This is a genomic window from Brevibacillus sp. IT-7CA2 (assembly GCF_949767855.1).
In the GTDB taxonomy this organism is placed as follows: domain Bacteria; phylum Bacillota; class Bacilli; order Brevibacillales; family Brevibacillaceae; genus Brevibacillus.
Window position 1 is genome coordinate 163,154 of record NZ_CATKQT010000001.1, and the last position, 14,332, is coordinate 177,485.

The window sequence follows — 14,332 nt, forward strand, 5'->3', positions numbered from 1 at the left end:
ACAATACACCATGTACGCCGTGTAAAGAAGGGCTTGGCATTCAATCCCTGCCAACAAAAAAAGGGCCCCTCCTAAGAGTTGCCCTTTCTTATCCAGAAATTACTTGTCTATTTTAAGTAACGAATCGGGTTTTGATTTCGTCCATTTTGTAGAACCTCAAAATGCAGGTGGACGCCGGTCGATTGTCCAGTAGAACCCTTTACGCCGATTTTCTTTCCTTGGCTAACAACATCGCCGACTTTCACATTAATGCTGCTCATGTGACCGTACAATGTCTTCATTCCATTGCCGTGGTCGATGATAACCGATTTTCCATAGTCACCATTCCAACCAGCGAATGTGACACGTCCATTGTCTGCCGCCATGACAGAACCAGAACCGGCAATATCAATTCCTTTATGCATGCTGCCCCAGCGTTTACCGAAGCCGCTGCTGATATACCCGCTAGCAGGCCAGCTCAAACGGCCTGTCCCGCGCGATGGAATTACTTTTGTACCGCGCTCCATAATTTTGGTTACAGGCTGCACAGTTACATCTTGTTTGATGACTTTGCGATTAACTACTTGTCCATTTTCTTTCACAACTTCGTACTTAACTGTTTTACTGCCGTTTTTACCTTCTTGTACGACCTTCGTTTCGCCTTTAGGAACCTTGTCATTATTTTTAATTTGGGTATTAAAAGCAATAACCTCTTGCTGATCTACTTCTTCTTTGACTTGTACAGTAACCAGTGGACGCACTGCGGTTACATTGATTTCTTGTCCCAATTTAAGGACGGTATTTTCCGTAACACCTGGGTTGTTCGCGTAAATATCTTTTGATGTAATGCCGTATTTCTTCGCGATGCAACCGATGCAATCGCCTTCTACGACCGTGTGCTTCATATCCTTGAAGGTGCCTTTTACCAGCAACTCCTCGAGTTTATCGGCAGACAAAATTTGAGATGCATCGATTGTTTCGGTTTGCATCTCTACATTTTCTTTAAATGCGACTTCTTTTACCGGATTTGGTTTGACTGGGACTGTGGACGCTGCTGCTACAAGAGCCTTTTTCCCTGTCGTTGCAGGAACTCCGGAATATTTTTGTTTCACTTCAGCCAGTACTTGATCAGCCGATTGCTGGTCTGGCAGGTAACCTACCACTTTGCCGTCAATCGTCAGCTTAACGCCCTGAACCTTGATATCCGCTACGGATGCCAGAGCTTGTACAGCGGCATCATTATTGAACGGTGCCTTGAATTCACGCTCTTCTTCGAATGTGATATAGTCAGCCAATTGCAAGTTGAGGCCTGTTTTTGCCTTTTCCTCTTCCAGCTTGGATGCTGTCCAGTTATGTATCACATTTGGATCATTTACCACGCCAATCTCTTTGCCGTTCACACTGACATGGTAGACAGAATTGACATTGCTTGTGTAATAGTATTGTGCCGATGCTCCAGCAGCAATCGTCAATACTAGACCTGCCGCAATTGAAAGCGATTGTTTTTTATGCGACTGGATGTAAGAGCTTGTACGTTTCATAGTACGTTTCGCCAGATCACTGCAATCCCGAACGATTCGTGATGACCGTTCCTGCAGCTTGGCCTTCCATTCTGACCAATGCATAACTTGTCCCTCCTGAAAACAGATACAACTTGCTCGTTCCATTTCCTGAAAATTTTTAATTTATTGACTAGGTCGTAAATCCCATAATTTAGTTTCCATTTATCTGCCAAATTGCCTAAAGAAACCAACTATGTCGACTTTACCATAAGATTAACGACAACATCAAGTGTAAATTGCTGTCGAATAAAAAAATAGACGTAGAGTCACTATATGTACAAACAATTGGTAGTATTTATCATATCTGGAGGCTGATATACGTGAAGGAACGTAACATTCTTGCAGGATTTCACACCGAAGATGGTGCGCAAAAGGCAGAAAAAGCACTTCGACAAGCTGGTTTTTCCATCATTCAGATCGACAGAATCGGACAATTCCCTGGTGATGGGAATGAACATATTCTGAATCCCATATCCGGAGATTTTTCCAGCTTGGGCAACCTTACACTGGCAGCTGACTTCCCAAGCGGCAGGGATGCAAGCATCATGGCCGCAGTAAATCCAGACGCCAGCGGCATGGCCGATCGGGGCGATGACAATTTGAATCGCAGTGTCTTGTTAACGGCAGTGGTACCAGAGGAACAAGGTGATCTTGCGACTGAGATCATCCGATCGTATGGAGGCATGATCTAAAATAAATATAGCCATCTTCCCTTAACTGACTAGGAAAGATGGCTTATTTCGTTATGGACATCTGTGACTCACACCTCTTGCATCGAGGTAACGTCTTTTAACGCAAGTCTGCGTATTTTCGTTTTCTCGGCGTCATTTGGTTGTTTGTATGTGGTGATAAAGCATAGGTAGCCATTGTTGAAATGAGTCATGGTTCCCTTGATGACGACGCCATTGATCATCTTTACCTGTACATTTTTGCCCAGCAGCTTCATGGCCTTTTGGTCAAATCCAAAACCCATCATCACTTTTCACCTCTCCATTTCTCCCTATGTCTATCCATATGCCCAGAGGGTGTCGTTTCGTGTCTGTCCCTTGCAAAAAAAAGAAAGCTGCCGAATGCTCGACAGCTTTCTTCTATTATATAGACGATAGCTTATCCGTAAATGCCACGAACAATGACCGTTTGTTCACGATCTGGTCCTACGGAGAAGATTGACATTGGAATACCAGTCAGTTGCGTGATGCGCTCAATGTAGTGACGAGCGTTTTCAGGCAAATCGTTCAGATTGCGAACGCCTGTGATATCCTCTGTCCAACCTGGCAGTTCCTCATAAACTGGTTCGCATTTCGCCAGCAGGTTGAGGTTCGCCGGGAACGACTCGATGACTTCTCCATTGTATTTGTACGCTGTGCAAATACGCAGTGTCTCAATGCCAGACAATGTATCCAGCTTGGTGATCGCCAAACCGGTGATACCGCTGACACGACGAGCATGACGAACAACTACACTGTCGAACCAGCCTACGCGGCGTGGACGACCTGTTGTTGTACCATATTCGAAACCAACCTCACGAATATGGTCGCCAGTTGCATCAGTCAACTCAGTCAGGAACGGACCGTCACCTACACGCGTCGTGTAAGCTTTTGCAACCCCGATTACTTGGTGGATCTTAGTTGGTCCAACACCAGAACCGATAGTCACACCACCCGCAATTGGGTTGGAGGACGTTACGTAAGGATACGTACCTTGGTCAATATCGAGCAAAACGCCTTGTGCGCCTTCAAACAATACGCGGTTGCCGCCATCAATGGAATCATTGAGGACAACAGATGTATCGGTTACGTAAGGACGAATGATTTCTGCCAGAGCCAAGTATTCATCCAGAATTTCTTGAAGCTCAAAGCCAGTTGTGTTGTACAGCTTCTCCAGCAGCAAGTTCTTCTCTGCCAGGTTGCGCTCGAGCTTGCGAGCAAACTCATCGCGATCCAACAAATCAGCAATACGAATACCGATACGCGCAGCTTTATCCATGTAAGCAGGTCCGATACCTTTACGGGTCGTACCAATTTTGTTGGCACCGCGGCTATCTTCCTCTACGCCATCCAGCTTGATGTGGTACGGCAGAATCACATGCGCGCGATCACTGATTTTCAAATTGCTTGTAGAAAAACCGAAGCTGTGAATATAATCCAGCTCTTTTACCAATGCTTTCGGATCGATTACCATACCGTTTCCGATTACGCAGGTCTTGTCACTATAAAAAATTCCGGATGGAATCAAATGCAGCTTATACTTGTTACCATCAAAAATAATGGTATGGCCTGCGTTGTTACCGCCTTGATAACGAGCCACTACCTCTGCACTTTCAGCTAGATAGTCTGTAATTTTACCTTTACCTTCATCGCCCCACTGGGTTCCGACGACAACGACTGTTGACATCGAAAAACACCTCCTGATATTATCATGTCTTTTCGGGCCTGAAACAATCTAAGTTTACTAAACGAGACTCCCCATGTCAACGCTAAATACGAACATTCATATAGTTAGTTCTTAATATGTTCGGCAATTCAATATAGAAAAAAAAGCCGGAATTTCTCCGGCTTTTCGTTCATTCCAACTATTAACCTGCTTGATTTCGAAAGCGATGATCCAAGTTAACGAATTTGTTGAATTCTTTCAGGAACGCCAACTCCACCGTTCCGGTCGGGCCGTTACGCTGTTTGGCGATAATGACTTCGATGACATTCTTGTTTTCTGATTCCTTGTCATAGTAGTCATCACGGTACAAGAAGGCAACGATATCGGCGTCCTGCTCAATCGACCCCGACTCACGGATATCGGACATCATCGGTCGCTTGTCCTGCCGTTGCTCTACACCACGGCTCAACTGCGACAGGGCGATAACCGGCACGTTCAGCTCACGCGCGATCCCTTTTAGCGTACGAGAGATCTCAGATACTTCCTGCTGACGGTTATCTCCTTTGCCTCGTCCATGAATCAGCTGAAGGTAATCGATCAGGATCAAGCCCAAGCCCTTCTCTGTTTGAAGGCGACGGCATTTCGCCCGGATGTCCTGTACAGTAACCCCAGGTGAATCGTCGATGTAAATCGGCGCTTTCGCCAGCGTACCGATTGCCATCGTCAGCTTTTGCCAATCATCTTCCTCCAGTGACCCTGAACGCATCCGGGACGCATCCAGATTGCCCTCCGCACAAATCATACGCTGTACCAGCTGAGGAGCACCCATCTCCAAGGAGAAGATGGCTACAGTCTCACCAGCACGGGCCGCTACGTTTTGCGCGAGATTCAAGGCAAAAGCCGTTTTCCCTACGGAAGGACGAGCTGCCAAGATAATCAGGTCACTGCGCTGCAATCCTGCTGTCATCTTGTCCAAATCTGTATATCCCGTAGAAATCCCCGTAATATCACCGCGTCGCTGACTCAAAAACTCAATCCGCTCGTATGTTTCCAGAAGGGCATCACGAATCGGTGTAAAACCGCCACTGTTGCGATTTTGACCGATCTCCATGATGTACTTCTCTGCATCCGCGATGATCTGCGTGACATCATCCTCACGGGAGTATCCGTCATTGGCAATCTTGGTCGCTGTATGAATCAATCGCCGTAGCAGCGATTTCTCTTCTACAATTTTTGCGTAGTATTCGATGTTGGCAGCCGTTGGAACTGAGCTGGCGATTTCCGTGATATACGTAACCCCGCCGACTTCATCCAGCAGCTTGTGATCCTGTAGATCCGCTGTAACCGTAACCAGATCGACAGGTTCGCCTTTTTCATACAAGTCCACCATCGTTTGAAAGATGCGCTGATGCGCTGTCTTGTAAAAATCCTCCGGACGGAGAATCTCAATGGCCGTGATTAAAGCTTCCTTAGACAAGAACACGGCACCCAGTACCGATTGTTCCGCTTCCTTGTTCTGTGGCGGCACACGATCCAAAAACAGGTCGCTCACGTCACACCCCCCACAATTGAGACATTATTCTTCCACAACGTGTACTTTCAGAGTCACGGTTACTTCGTTGTGCAGTTTTACTTTGATTTGCGTCACGCCCAAAGCACGGATTGCATCCATTTCGAGCTTACGCTTGTCTACTTTGATTTTAAACTGATCTTCCAGCGCTTGCGCTACTTGTTTGCTAGAAATTGCCCCAAACAAGCGACCACCTTCGCCTGCTTTTCCTGCTACTTTCACTGTCAGCTCTTCCAGCTTTTTGCCCAGCTCCTGAGCATCCAGCTTTTCTTGCTCCTTGCGCTTATCTTCGCTGCGCTTTTGAGCGTCGAGCGTTTTCACGTTGCTATCTGTCGCTTCTTTTACCAGTTTCTTTGGCAACAAGAAGTTGCGTACATAGCCCTCTGACAAATCCTTAACTTCGCCTTTTTTCCCTTGGCCTTTTACATCTTGAAGAAAAATGACTTTCATCATCGTTTCCCCCTTTATATTTTGGCCTATACGACCGAGTCAATCGCTTCTTTCAAACGACGTGTAGCTTCTTTAATTGATATGCCTTGAATTTGTGTCGCAGCACCAGTGAGGTGACCGCCTCCACCCAGCAGTTCCATAATGGACTGAACATTGATGTCGCCCAGAGAACGTCCACTGATCAAGATCGTATCGTCGGATCGCTCTGCAACAACAAACGACGCCTGGATTCCTGACAAAGTGAGTAGCTGCTCAGCAGCTTGCGCCACCTGTACCTGCGTGTAATCCTCAGACGGATCGCCTATGGCAATCGCCATGTTGTCACGGTACGTTTCCGTATTCATGATGATTTTTGCCCGCTTCACATACTGCCCCAGATCTTCCTTCAACAGGCGCTGGACAGCCGCGGTATCGGCCCCGTTACGACGAAGGAACGACGCCGCTTCAAAGGTACGTGAACCTGTGCGGAAGGCAAAGCTTTTGGTATCCACCACAATCCCTGCTAACAGTGCCGTTGCAATCAGATTGTCGATATTCAATCGCTCGCTCTGGTATTGCAAGAGCTCCGTGACAAGCTCCGCCGTCGAAGAAGCATACGGTTCCAGATACAAGAGTACTGGCTCAATGAACTCCTCCGAACGTCGATGGTGGTCGATCACCACAATTCGGCTTGTTTCCGTCAACAGCTTCGGCTCAATCACCAGCGATGGTCGATGTGTATCGACGACTACCAGCAATGTGCGGCCGGAGATGAGTCGGATCGCCTGTTCTGGCGTGATAAAGGTCTCAGCCAACTCTTCATTGGCATAAATCTCTTTCATCAGACGCTCGACAGAATGATTGCCCTCGTCCATGACGATATAAGCCGTTTTGTTGTGCAGCTGCACAGCCTTCAATACACCAAGTGATGCCCCGATGGAATCCATGTCAGGCTGTTTATGCCCCATGACGATGACGTGCTCCGCCTCATGGATGAGATCACGCAAAGCATGTGCAATAACACGAGCCCGGACACGTGTCCGCTTTTCCACCGCATTCGATTTCCCACCGTAGAAAGTGAGCTTGTTGCCAATCTTGACAGCGCACTGGTCGCCACCGCGCCCCAATGCGATATCCAAGCTTGATTGCGCCATTTGTCCCAGCTCAATGTAAGTGGTAGCGGCCGCTCCAACCCCGATACTAAGCGTAATCGGAATTTTGTTGTCAGCCGTCATCTCCCGTACTACATCGAGAATGTCAAATCGCGATTCTTCCAATTTATCAAGTGCTTCCCGTTCCATCAGAGCCAAAAACTTGTCGGCCGTGATTCGGCGAAGATATATGCCATGTTTGTTGGCCCACTCTGTAATCACACCAGCCACGCTTGTAGAGAGCAGCGTACGGCTCTGATCATCCATGACTTGTCCGACCTCGTCCAAATTGTCGAGGTGAATGATGGCAAGTGCAGCCTTTTCTCGATGGTAACGAGTCGTCAATTCTTTGAAGTCCGTAATGTCCTTGAAATACAAAAGGCGCTCATCGGACCGCACAATGACCTCGTATACCCGCTCGTTATAAGTAAACTCCAGCCGTTTTTGCTCCGGCTTCCAAACCAGTTGGGGGAATACCTCTTGGAGGCTTTTCCCGATCATGGATTCATCCCCGGACATATGCGTCATATACGGGTTTACCCACTCAATTGCCTTTTCCTCGTTGTATAAAAGAATTCCGATCGGCAGTTCCTGGATAACGCCTTCTCCCGCCTTCTTCACGCGATGGGTGACCGTCGCCAAATACAGGCGCAAGTCTCGTTGGAACCCCTTTTCTGCTTGAAGAGCGTAAAGAACCAAGCCAATCAAGCAAATCATGCCGATCGCCCCGTACATCCAATGGAACAAGGTCAAAATCCCCAACAACAGCAAGCTAAAGCTGAGTGCCAGGACCATGTGCATCCCGTACCAACGCTTTAACAGGAACTTGGGCATTTCCTCAGCCCCTCTTCACTCTTGTTTCCAGTTTTTCACGCAAACGAATTCCTAGGTCAAATATCCCTACTAGACTAAGTATAGTACTTAGGGGTGGAAAAATAAATAGACAGACAATGAGCACAGGAGTCAATCTCTTCCAGCCGTACAAAAAGGCAGCAAATAGACAAAAACTCAAGCCCTGCAAAACAAAAATCGCATCCAGCATGACTTTCAGGTTCATCAGGGCGATTTCCCAGAATGTACCTTGCATGCTTTCGGCAAACAACAAAAGACTGATCATCGCAATAAAGTAGTAATAAAGCAATGATCGCGGGAAGCTCCATTCCCGAATTGGCTTCAATGCTGGAATCGGTCTGCGCAAACGTCGTCCAATCAAACTCGCCAATCCATGAATAATGGCGGTCGATAAAAAGCTGAACATGACAAGACTCGTAGGCAAGACGATTTTCCCCAGTTCAAGGAGCTGATCAAACTGCTCTTTTGGCACCATTGCTGGACGTAGCTTAGCAACTTCTTGCGTGATGGCATTAAAATCAACGTTCATTCCGAATGCTGCGAATGCCAGCATGGAAACGACACTTAAAAAGGCAACGCCTGCCCCTGCCACAATCGCCGGAAGAGCCGCTCCTTTTCTCGCATAAAAAATCCCCATAGCTGAACCCCAAACCGCACTCGAAAAAGCAAGTGTTGCCGCAAACGGACCAGTAACGATCCAGCCCAGAAACGTAAAGGCAAGGGTGATCCAAACCATGTTAGGAACTGTTCGATTTACTGCCAAAAGGATAAAAGGCAGAGGTATCAGGAAACTGACAAGTCCTCCCAGTATGGTATATGTACTGAGAAACAGCAGCACCAGTGCGATACCCAGCATAAGGGCATTTTCAGCCAAGTGTTTCGTTTTGGACGGCATGTCAGCACCTCATTATTCATGTCTCATGTACACTTCCCATAGAAAACTATGGAAAAAAGAGGGCCACGCAATTGTGCCCCCCTTTTTATAGCTTTTGCAACTTATTCAGCAGTGTAAGGCAACAGTGCTACTTGACGGGATCGCTTGATCGCGATTGTCAGTGCACGTTGATACTTCGCAGAAGTACCAGTTACACGACGTGGCAAGATTTTGCCGCGTTCGCTGATGAACTTTTTCAGCAAATCAATATCTTTATAATCGATGTGCTTGATTTTGTTCACTTTAAAGAAGCATACTTTACGACGCTTATTAGGACGTCCTTTGCGTGCCATGATAGTCCCTCCCTCTTAGGAATGTGAAAGTTATACGATACTAGAACGGCAAGTCATCATCTGAAATGTTGATCGGCTTGCCTGCACTCGCGAAAGGATCACCAAACGGATCATAGTCATTATTTCGTTGACCGGATGGTTTGTTACCGCCACCCATGCCTGGTCCTGGATCGTATCCTGAATTGTCTCCGCCGGATTCATTGCCTCGACCGCCCAAAAATTGAACGTTCTCCGCAACGACTTCCGTCACGTATACCTTTTTACCTTCTTTATTATCATAGGAACGTGTTTGCATACGTCCTTCGATGGCTGCTTGTCTACCTTTACGCAAATAGCTTGCGCACAAGTCGGCAAGTTTTTGCCAAGCGACAATGTTAATGAAGTCCGTTTCTTTCTCTCCCGCTTGATTGGTGCGGGGACGATTAACGGCCACAGTAAAAGTAGCAACGGCAACGCCATTTGGCGTGTAGCGAAGTTCAGGATCTTTCGTCAGGTTGCCGATGAGAATGACTTTATTCATCTTGGTTCCCCCTCTGATCGCGACAATGATTACTTCTCATCACGAACAAACATAAAGCGGATTACGTCGTCATTGATTTTCATCAGACGCTCAGCTTCCGCAACAGCATCGGAGTTCGCTTTGAAGTTCATCAAAACGTAGTAACCTTCACGGAACTTGTTGATCTCGTACGCAAGACGACGTTTACCCATTTCTTGAAGCTTAGAGATTTCGCCACCATAGTTAGTTACAACATCGCTGTAACGAGCTACATTGGATTTTACTTTCTCTTCTTCAAGGTCTGGACGCAATACATACATTACTTCGTATTGGCGCATACCTTTTCACCTCCTTATGGACTTTAGCGGCCCTGTTCGGGCAAGGAGCGAGTGCTAAAACGAAACGCACAAAACATGCACTCCATAAATACTCGCATTATCGTATTATAGCAAAACGCCTATAATGAATCAAGAATTTCGTACTAAACGTTAAAACGGAAATGCATAACATCTCCATCTGCCACTACGTACTCTTTCCCTTCAAGACGGTACTTCCCACGTTCTCTGGCTACTGCTACAGAACCAGCATCTACCAGATGATCATAAGCAATCACTTCGGCACGAATGAATCCGCGCTCGAAATCAGTATGAATCACGCCTGCTGCTCCTGGAGCCTTTGTACCCTGACGGATGGTCCAAGCGCGTACTTCTTGTACACCTGCAGTGAAATAAGTTACTAATCCCAACAGTTTGTAAGCAGCACGAATCAAGCGATCGAGACCAGACTCAGTAAGTCCCAGCTCTTCCAAGAACATTTCTTTGTCCTCGCCCTCGAGCTCAGCGATTTCTGCTTCAACCTTGGCGCTGATCACAACTACTTCTGCGCCTTCATCCGCTGCATGCTGACGAACCGTCTGCACATGCGGGTTGCTGTCTGCATCGTTAATGCCGTCTTCTGCTACGTTGCACACGTACAGCATTGGCTTGATTGTCAGCAGATGCAAATCACGAATCCATTTGCGCTCTTCGTCATCGAGTTCAACACTGCGAGCAGATTGACCCTCTTCAAATGCTGCTTTCAATTTCTCCAGCACGTCCAGCTCTTGCTTGGATTCCTTGTCGCCGGATTTCACTTTGCGTGCAATGCGGTCAATACGACGATCAACAGAGTCCAGGTCAGCAAAAATCAGCTCCAGGTTGATTGTCTCGATATCGCTCAAAGGATCGACACGACCTGCTACGTGCGTGATGTTCTCATCTTCAAAGCAACGTACAACATGTGCAATCGCGTCCACTTCACGGATGTGTCCGAGGAACTGGTTGCCAAGTCCTTCGCCTCTGCTCGCGCCTTTTACCAAGCCAGCAATGTCCACAAACTCAAACGCTGTCGGAACTACCTTGTTCGGTACAACGATTTGTGTCAGCTTTTCCAGACGCTCGTCTGGCACCTCCACGATCCCTACGTTCGGGTCAATCGTACAGAACGGGTAGTTAGCCGATTCAGCGCCCGCTTGTGTAATAGCATTAAACAATGTCGATTTTCCTACGTTAGGAAGACCTACAATCCCGCATGATGCACCCATCTATATACACTCCCTTATCATCATCCTGATATCCTTTTAAGTATATAGATTTGGTTTTCAGATTACAATTGTCTCCTTGTGGAAGCTTTTTTTACTTTCTCCTCCTGTGCTCATCATAGCTTCAGCTGGTGGGACAAAAAAAGAAATGCTAGACTAGACAAACAGAATCTATTTGCTACGGTAAAAGGAAAGGTAATGAGGTGACTACAAAATTGAAGCTCTTACTTCTCGGTGCCACTGGTCGTGTAGGAAGCCATATCCTCGACTATGCATTAAAAGATGATCATGAAATAACCATTCTCGTTCGCTCAGCAGACAAGCTCCCTCATCTGATTGATGAAAATGTCCGTGTCCTGACAGGAAATGTTCTCGATCAAAAGCATGTTGCATCCGCCATGCGTGGAGTTGACGCGGTCATTAGCGCACTCGGGACAGACAAGGCAACGACGTTATCCGAGGGAACACCCTATATTATTGAAGCAATGAAGCGAGAAGGCGTTTCACGCATTATTACGGTGGGCACCGCTGGCATCTTGCAAAGCAGAGTTTCTCCTGACCTGCTCCGCTATCAATCCAGTGAGTCCAGACAAAAATTGACGCGTGCTGCCGAGGAACATCACAAGGCATACTCGCTCTTGGAACAGTCCGAGCTCGATTGGACCATTGTATGTCCGACTTATTTGCCTGATGGTGAGTATACAGGCACTTACCGGGTCGAGGCTCACCAGCTGCCTGTAGAGGGGATGCAAATCTCCGTGCCGGATACGGCGGAGTTTACGTATCAGCAGCTTTCTACTTCCGAATACATACGAGCACGAGTTGGCATTGCTTATTGATACATACAGGACAAAAACAGGCTCCTATCCTTAATGGAAGGGAGCCTGCTTTACTTCTGTTGTGTCTTTATTTCTCGTTTACCAGCTTTTCCAGCTCATTCAATGTCTCTTCAAAGATTTCCATTGCTTGCTCGATTGGCTGGGACGTGGACATGTCCACACCCGCTGCTTTCAGCACCTCGATAGGCGGAGCAGAGTTACCCGCTTCGAGGAAGTTTTTGCGAACTCGATCCACTGCTGGCTGACCTTCATCCATGATTTGCTTCGCTAATGCCTGTGCAGCAGCAAAGCTCGTCGAGTATTGATAGACATAGTATTTATAGTTGTAGAAATGGCTCACACGTGCCCATTCCATACCGATTTCCTCATCGGAAACCATGTCTTTTCCGTAGTACTTTTTATTGATGTCGAGGTAGATCTTCTTGATCGCTTCCGCATTCAGAGATTCCCCCGCTTGCTCCTTCTCGTGAATCGCTCTCTCAAACTCCGCGAACTGCGTCTGACGGAACAGCGTGGAACGGAAGTTTTCCAGATAGTGATTCAAGAGATACATCTTCTCTTCCTTCGTCTTCGCCTTCGCGTACATGCTCTTGAACAGCAGGGTTTCATTCATGGTAGAAGCCACTTCTGCCGTGAAGATTGGATAGTTGGAAGAAATGTACGGCTGGTTTTTGTTCGTGTAATACGACTGCATAGCATGTCCCATCTCATGGGCGATGGTATACACATCATCGAGCGTACCTTGGTGATTCAACAGTACGTAAGGATGTGTATCATAAGCACCCCATTGGTAAGCACCTGTGCGCTTGTCATCGGTGGAATAGACATCTACCCAGCCACCATCCAGGCCGTCAGACATTGCCTTCACATAGTCATCACCCATTACCTGTAACCCATCAACGACGATTTTCTTTCCTTCGTCGAAGGAAATATATTTGTCATCAGATGGAACGATCGGCACGTAAATGTCGTACATGTGCAATTCCTTCACGCCAAGCATTTTCTTTTTCAAAGAAATGTAGCGATGCAGCAATGGCAGATTGTCATTCACCGTATCAATCAGCTCATCATATACCTTCGTCGGTACGTTGTTCGGTGTCAGGCTTGCTTCCAGCGCAGAATCGTAATTGCGTACAGCTGCGTAGAAATTATCGCCCTTTACTTTGGCAGCCAACGTCGATGCAAACGAGTCTTGGAAATTGATCAGTGCACTATAGTACGCCTTGAACGCTTCTCTGCGCACATTTTGATCCTTGCTTTCCAAATAGGAAATGAAATTAGCACGCGTCAACTGAACTTCCTTGCCTGTCTGATCTTTGATTTTAGGGAACCTCACGTCTTTGGACAGCATGCTGTAAATGTTAGTCGGTGCACCGCCCAACGGAGACGATTTCGCCAAGAGCTGCTCCATTTCCGCAGAGAGTGCGTACGGCTTCGTTCTCAGCATGTCTTCGATAAACAGCTTGTAAGGCTCAAGCTCCTTTTCGGACAGCAAGCTCTTTATTTTGTCATCGGAAATCGCAACGATTTCAGGCTGTACCCACGAGGTTTTTTCTGTGACAAGCGTGTACATTTTCTCAGCGCGGTCTCCCAGCTTTTGCAGATCAGGATTCGCGGAGTTTACATCGAGAGACATGTTTGCGTACACGTATGCTTTGTCATTTAAGCGCATCAATTCAACATAGTCATCGAATGCCGCCTGCATCGCAGCAGAAGATGTACCCAGCTTGCCTTGGTGCTTTGTGAAAGCGTTTGCCAAAGATTCAACTTTAGCAACATCCTTTTCCCATTCCTTAACAGTCGGATAAATATGATCCAGCTTCCACTTGTACGCATCTGGGATCTCAGTGCGAGTTTGATAAGAAGGCTTTTCGGCAGCAAGAGCTACCGCCTGCGTGCTGTAAGGAATGAATGGTACGGATACTGTCGACAATGCAATGGCCAAAGCCGTAACTGATGCAAATACTTGCTTCTTCAAATCTCAATCGCCCCTTTTCTTCTATCTATTTTTACCAAAATTATAAGTGTGTAATTATATTTTCACCTGTCAAATTCCTTCTTACTAATAAAAATTTTTCGAATATTCAATAACAACCGTCAATTTATCCAGAGAAAATCCCCTTTTGTGGATAAGTCTGTGGATAAGTATTTACTAACAACTTTATATTCCCCTCAGCGTTTGCAGACACTCCTTTTCTTCGTAAAAAGTTGTCCACATTTTCTGTGGATATGCTGTGTATAACTTATTTTCTTGGAACTGGGGCATCCGCCT

At 46.8% G+C, this 14,332-nt stretch carries 14 protein-coding genes; 2 read left to right on the top strand and 12 right to left on the bottom strand.

Going from position 1 to position 14,332, the window contains the following annotated elements:
* Nucleotides 1-107: 107 nt before the first annotated feature.
* Nucleotides 108-1,604: a peptidoglycan DD-metalloendopeptidase family protein gene (locus tag ACM6JA_RS00720; RefSeq protein WP_414850759.1), complete on the bottom strand. Its 1,497-nt coding sequence runs from the start codon at nt 1,602-1,604 to the stop codon at nt 108-110.
* Nucleotides 1,605-1,777: 173 nt separating this feature from the next.
* On the opposite strand from ACM6JA_RS00720, the gene ACM6JA_RS00725 reads away from it, so the two are divergent.
* The gene (locus ACM6JA_RS00725; RefSeq protein ID WP_390240563.1) at nt 1,778-2,233 is read left to right on the top strand and encodes a hypothetical protein; all 456 of its coding nucleotides are present in this window, start codon (nt 1,778-1,780) and stop codon (nt 2,231-2,233) included.
* 68 nt (nt 2,234-2,301) lie between these two features.
* Here the strand turns inward: ACM6JA_RS00725 and ACM6JA_RS00730 are convergent, their stop codons facing one another.
* From ACM6JA_RS00730 to ychF, 10 genes are all read right to left on the bottom strand, one after another.
* A complete protein-coding gene (locus ACM6JA_RS00730) occupies nt 2,302-2,517 on the bottom strand; it encodes a hypothetical protein (RefSeq protein WP_007720197.1) in 216 nt (71 codons plus the stop codon).
* A gap of 131 nt (nt 2,518-2,648) precedes the next feature.
* Nucleotides 2,649-3,935 (bottom strand): adenylosuccinate synthase, encoded by a 1,287-nt coding sequence (locus tag ACM6JA_RS00735; protein ID WP_414850760.1) that lies wholly within the window; start codon nt 3,933-3,935, stop codon nt 2,649-2,651.
* 181 nt (nt 3,936-4,116) lie between these two features.
* Nucleotides 4,117-5,466: a replicative DNA helicase gene (dnaB, locus tag ACM6JA_RS00740; protein ID WP_106835577.1), complete on the bottom strand. Its 1,350-nt coding sequence runs from the start codon at nt 5,464-5,466 to the stop codon at nt 4,117-4,119.
* 24 nt (nt 5,467-5,490) lie between these two features.
* Nucleotides 5,491-5,934 (bottom strand): 50S ribosomal protein L9, encoded by a 444-nt coding sequence (gene rplI, locus ACM6JA_RS00745; RefSeq protein WP_007720193.1) that lies wholly within the window; start codon nt 5,932-5,934, stop codon nt 5,491-5,493.
* Between the two features lie 26 nt (nt 5,935-5,960).
* On the bottom strand, nt 5,961-7,898 hold the full coding sequence (locus ACM6JA_RS00750) for a DHH family phosphoesterase (RefSeq protein ID WP_007720189.1): 1,938 nt from the start codon (nt 7,896-7,898) through the stop codon (nt 5,961-5,963).
* A 4-nt stretch (nt 7,899-7,902) separates the two neighbouring features.
* Complete coding sequence (locus tag ACM6JA_RS00755) at nt 7,903-8,811, bottom strand: DUF2232 domain-containing protein (protein ID WP_414850761.1); 909 nt, start codon at nt 8,809-8,811, stop codon at nt 7,903-7,905.
* Nucleotides 8,812-8,912: 101 nt separating this feature from the next.
* Nucleotides 8,913-9,143, bottom strand: coding sequence for a 30S ribosomal protein S18 (gene rpsR / locus ACM6JA_RS00760; protein WP_007720187.1), 231 nt, complete (start codon nt 9,141-9,143; stop codon nt 8,913-8,915).
* Between the two features lie 40 nt (nt 9,144-9,183).
* Nucleotides 9,184-9,663, bottom strand: coding sequence for a single-stranded DNA-binding protein (locus ACM6JA_RS00765; protein ID WP_007720185.1), 480 nt, complete (start codon nt 9,661-9,663; stop codon nt 9,184-9,186).
* A gap of 29 nt (nt 9,664-9,692) precedes the next feature.
* A complete protein-coding gene (rpsF, locus tag ACM6JA_RS00770; RefSeq protein WP_007720183.1) occupies nt 9,693-9,980 on the bottom strand; it encodes a 30S ribosomal protein S6 in 288 nt (95 codons plus the stop codon).
* A 143-nt stretch (nt 9,981-10,123) separates the two neighbouring features.
* Nucleotides 10,124-11,224 (bottom strand): redox-regulated ATPase YchF, encoded by a 1,101-nt coding sequence (gene ychF / locus ACM6JA_RS00775; protein ID WP_414850762.1) that lies wholly within the window; start codon nt 11,222-11,224, stop codon nt 10,124-10,126.
* Nucleotides 11,225-11,436: 212 nt separating this feature from the next.
* On the opposite strand from ychF, the gene ACM6JA_RS00780 reads away from it, so the two are divergent.
* The gene (locus ACM6JA_RS00780) at nt 11,437-12,060 is read left to right on the top strand and encodes an NAD(P)-dependent oxidoreductase (protein WP_414850781.1); all 624 of its coding nucleotides are present in this window, start codon (nt 11,437-11,439) and stop codon (nt 12,058-12,060) included.
* A gap of 67 nt (nt 12,061-12,127) precedes the next feature.
* On the opposite strand, the gene pepF is transcribed toward ACM6JA_RS00780, so the two are convergent.
* Entirely contained in the window at nt 12,128-14,038 is a 1,911-nt protein-coding gene (gene pepF / locus ACM6JA_RS00785; RefSeq protein WP_414850763.1) for an oligoendopeptidase F, read from the bottom strand.
* Nucleotides 14,039-14,332 lie beyond the last annotated feature (294 nt).

Excerpts from the sequence above, each read along its gene's own strand:
- ACM6JA_RS00720 (WP_414850759.1), bottom strand. The coding sequence starts at position 1,604 with ATGCATTGGTCAGAATGGAAGGCCAAGCTGCAGGAACGGTCATCACGA.
- ACM6JA_RS00730 (WP_007720197.1), bottom strand. The coding sequence starts at position 2,517 with ATGATGGGTTTTGGATTTGACCAAAAGGCCATGAAGCTGCTGGGCAAA.
- ACM6JA_RS00735 (WP_414850760.1), bottom strand. The coding sequence starts at position 3,935 with ATGTCAACAGTCGTTGTCGTCGGAACCCAGTGGGGCGATGAAGGTAAA.
- rplI (WP_007720193.1), bottom strand. The coding sequence starts at position 5,934 with ATGAAAGTCATTTTTCTTCAAGATGTAAAAGGCCAAGGGAAAAAAGGC.
- ACM6JA_RS00750 (WP_007720189.1), bottom strand. The coding sequence starts at position 7,898 with ATGCCCAAGTTCCTGTTAAAGCGTTGGTACGGGATGCACATGGTCCTG.
- ACM6JA_RS00755 (WP_414850761.1), bottom strand. The coding sequence starts at position 8,811 with ATGCCGTCCAAAACGAAACACTTGGCTGAAAATGCCCTTATGCTGGGT.
- rpsR (WP_007720187.1), bottom strand. The coding sequence starts at position 9,143 with ATGGCACGCAAAGGACGTCCTAATAAGCGTCGTAAAGTATGCTTCTTT.
- ACM6JA_RS00765 (WP_007720185.1), bottom strand. The coding sequence starts at position 9,663 with ATGAATAAAGTCATTCTCATCGGCAACCTGACGAAAGATCCTGAACTT.
- rpsF (WP_007720183.1), bottom strand. The coding sequence starts at position 9,980 with ATGCGCCAATACGAAGTAATGTATGTATTGCGTCCAGACCTTGAAGAA.
- ychF (WP_414850762.1), bottom strand. The coding sequence starts at position 11,224 with ATGGGTGCATCATGCGGGATTGTAGGTCTTCCTAACGTAGGAAAATCG.